This window comes from Streptomyces marokkonensis (assembly GCF_039539045.1).
In the GTDB taxonomy this organism is placed as follows: Bacteria; Actinomycetota; Actinomycetes; order Streptomycetales; family Streptomycetaceae; genus Streptomyces; species Streptomyces marokkonensis.
The window spans coordinates 1-3,633 of the sequence record NZ_BAABCQ010000316.1; the positions used below are offsets into that span (position 1 = coordinate 1).

The 3,633-nt window shown below is 72.8% G+C and carries 1 protein-coding gene; it reads left to right on the plus strand.

The genetic code is table 11. The features are described from left to right. Positions 1–3,633, plus strand: a 3,633-nt coding sequence (locus ABEA26_RS35335) for an SDR family NAD(P)-dependent oxidoreductase (RefSeq protein ID WP_345598088.1), incomplete at both ends; no start/stop codon positions are given.

A 3,633-nucleotide genomic window follows, 5' to 3' on the forward strand; every position in this document is an offset into this window, starting at 1 on the left:
GCGCCCGCCGCGTCGACCTGCCCACCTACGCCTTCCAGCGCGAGCGCTACTGGCTCGACGCGCCTGGGCCGGCGACCGCCGGTGCCCGGGAGACGCTGGACGCCGATTTCTGGGACTCCGTCGAGAGCGAGAACCCGGCGTCCCTCGGTGCGCTTCTCGGACTGGAGCCCGTCGAGCTGGACGTCGTGGCGCCCAAGCTGTCCGCCTGGCGTCGGCAGCGGCGCGAGCAGTCCGTCGCCGACGGCCGGCGGTACCGGATCACCTGGCAGCCGCTCCGCGACCTGGCCGGGGCCATGCCGTCGGGGACCTGGCTCCATGTGGTCCCCGAGGAGACCGCGTGGACCGAGGCGATCCGCGCCGGGCTCACGGAACTCGGCCTCATGGTCGTACCGGTCGCCGTGACCGGCGACACCGGCCGCGATGCGCTCGTCCGCGCTCTCGCCGACGCCGGGCATGAGCGGGTGGACGGTGTCATGTTCGTCGCACCACCAGCTCAGGAGGAAGGTGGTACGGACGCCCTCAAGCGGCTTGTCCTGCTTCTCCAAGCCCTCGACGACGCCGGGATCGAGGCCCCCCTATGGTGTCTGACCAGCGGTGCGGTGACGACGGGTACGGCTGATCCGCTCGCCGACCCCATCTCCGCCCAGCTGTGGGGCCTCGGCAGGGTCGTCGCCCTGGAACAGCCGCAGCGCTGGGGTGGTCTCATCGACCTGCCTGCCGAGCTGACCCCTCGCTCGCTGGAGCGCCTGGCCGGCCTGCTGAACCAGCGCGACGAGGACCAACTCGCCGTACGCGCCTCCGGCGTCTCCGGCCGCCGCCTCGTGCGTGCGCCGCAGAGCGCGGCACCCATGGACGCACCCTGGACGCCACGCGGCACCGTTCTCGTGACCGGTGGTACGGGCGCGCTCGGCGGACACGTGGCCCGCTGGCTCGCCGGAGCCGGCGCCGAGCACCTGCTCCTCCTCAGCCGCCGGGGCCCCGAGGCCCCGGGCATCGCCGGACTCCGCGCGGATCTGGAGGAGCTGGGCGCCCGGGTCACCGTCGCGGCATGCGACGCGTCCGACGGCGACGCGCTCGCCGAGGTCTTCGCCCGGCACATGGTGAACGCCGTGGTGCACACCGCCGGCGTGCTCGAGGACGGTTTGGTCGAAGCACTCACACCCGAGAGCCTCGACCATGTGCTACGCCCCAAGGCGGAGGCGGCACTGCACCTGCACGAACTGACCCGGGACCGCCACGATCTCGACGCCTTTGTGCTCTTCTCCTCGATGACGGGTGTCTGGGGCAACGCCGGCCAGGGTGCCTACGGTGCTGCGAACGCCTTTCTCGACGCCCTCGCCGAGCACCGCCGGGCGCAGGGCCTGCCCGCGCTGGCCGTCGCGTGGGGGCCCTGGGCGGACGGCGGCATGGCCGACGGAGCCGTCGGTGACCATCTGCGGCGGCGCGGCGTACGGGCGATCGCGGCGCTTCCCTCCCTCTCCGTACTGCACGGTGCGCTGACCCACGGCGAGACCACCGTGACCGTCGCGGACGTCGACTGGGACCGCTTCGTCCAGGCCTTCGCCGGCATGCGTCCCTGCCCGCTGCTGCTCGGCGTGCCCGAGGCCCGCACGGCACTCGAAGTCCGCGCCCAGGCCGCGCGTAACGCCGAAGTGCCCGCGTCCGCGCTGGTCCAGCGCCTGCTCGAGGTCGCACCGGGGGAGCAGGGACGCATTCTGCTGGAGCTGATCCGCGAGCAGGCCGCCCTGGTGCTCGGCCACACGGGCGAGGGCGCCTTCGACGCCGACCGGACCTTCCGCGAGACGGGCTTCGACTCGCTCACCGCCGTCGAGCTGCGGCACCGGCTCAACTCGGTCACCGGGCTCAAGCTGCCCGCGACCCTCGTCTTCGACCACCCGACCCCCACCGTCCTCGCCCGCCACTTGGCCGAGGAACTCCTCAGCCCGCGGGACCCGTCGGCGGACGCCCTGCACACGACGGCCGCCGTATCCGACGAGCCCCTCGCGATCGTCAGCATGAGCTGCCGCTTCCCCGGCGGCGTCGAGTCGCCGGAGGACCTGTGGGAGCTGATCGGCTCCGGCCGGGACGCGATGTCCGGCTTCCCCACTGACCGCGGCTGGGACCTCGACGCGCTCTACGACCCCGATCCCGACCGGTCCGGCAAGACATACACGCGTGAGGGCGGTTTCATTCAGGGCGCCGACCGCTTCGACGCCGGTCTCTTCGGGATCTCGCCGCGTGAGGCGCTGGCGATGGACCCGCAGCAGCGGCTGCTGCTGGAGACCGCCTGGGAGGCCTTCGAGCGCGCGGGCATCGCCCCCGAGTCCGTCCGCACCAGCCGCACCGGTGTCTTCATCGGCACCAACGGTCAGGACTACGCCAACGGGCTGCGCAACGCGCCCGAGGAGATCGAAGGGTACGTGCTCACCGGCAAGGCGGCTTCGGTGGTCTCCGGACGCGTCTCGTACACCTTCGGGCTGGAGGGCCCCGCGGTCACGGTCGACACGGCGTGCTCGTCGTCCCTGGTCGCTCTGCACCTGGCGGCCCAGGCGCTGCGCGGTGGCGAGTGCACGATGGCCCTGGTCGGGGGCGTGACCGTGATGACCACGCCGGACCTGTTTGTGGAGTTCAGCCGGCAACGGGGGCTGTCGGCCGACGGCCGCTGCAAGGCGTTCGCCGCCGGTGCCGACGGCACCGGCTGGGGCGAGGGCGTCGGCCTGCTGCTGGTGGAGCGGTTGTCCGACGCCGAGCGTAACGGTCATCGGGTGCTGGCTGTCGTGCGGGGCAGTGCGGTGAATCAGGACGGTGCGTCGAACGGTCTGACGGCGCCGAACGGTCCGTCGCAGCAGCGGGTGATCCGGCAGGCCCTTGCCTCCGCCGGGCTCACGCCGGCCGATGTGGACGCGGTGGAGGCGCACGGCACGGGAACCAAGCTCGGCGACCCGATCGAGGCGCAGGCACTGCTCGCCACGTACGGCAAGGAGCGTTCCGACGACCGTCCGGTGTGGCTGGGGTCCGTCAAGTCCAACATCGGTCACACGCAGGCCGCGGCGGGTGTGGCGGGTGTGATCAAGATGGTGATGGCGATGCGGCACGGTGTGCTGCCGCGGACGCTGCACGTGGACGAGCCGACGCCGCACGTGGACTGGTCGGCGGGTGCCGTGCGGCTGCTGACCGAGCCGGTGCCCTGGACCGGGACCGAGGGCCTCCGACGGGCCGCGGTCTCGTCCTTCGGTATCGGCGGCACCAACGCGCACACGATCATCGAGGAAGCGCCCGCCGCGGCTGTGACCGAGTCGCACCGGGTACACACCCCGGCGCCCGTGCCCTGGGTCCTGTCGGCGAGAAGCGATGTGGCTCTGCGGGCCCAGGCGGAGCGTCTGACGGCCCTCACTACCGACGACGCGTCACCCCTCGACGTCCTTGACATCGGGTTCTCGTCGGCCACGACGCGTTCGGCGCTGGAGTACCGGGCCGCGGTGGTCGGCGCCGGCCCCGCGGAACTGCGCGCGGGGCTGGCGGCCCTCGCGGCCGGCGCACCGGCGGTGAACGTCGTCACCGGACGCGCCAACCGGACGGGCAGGGTCGGGTTCCTGTTCTCGGGTCAGGGGTCGCAGCGGGTTGGTATGGGTC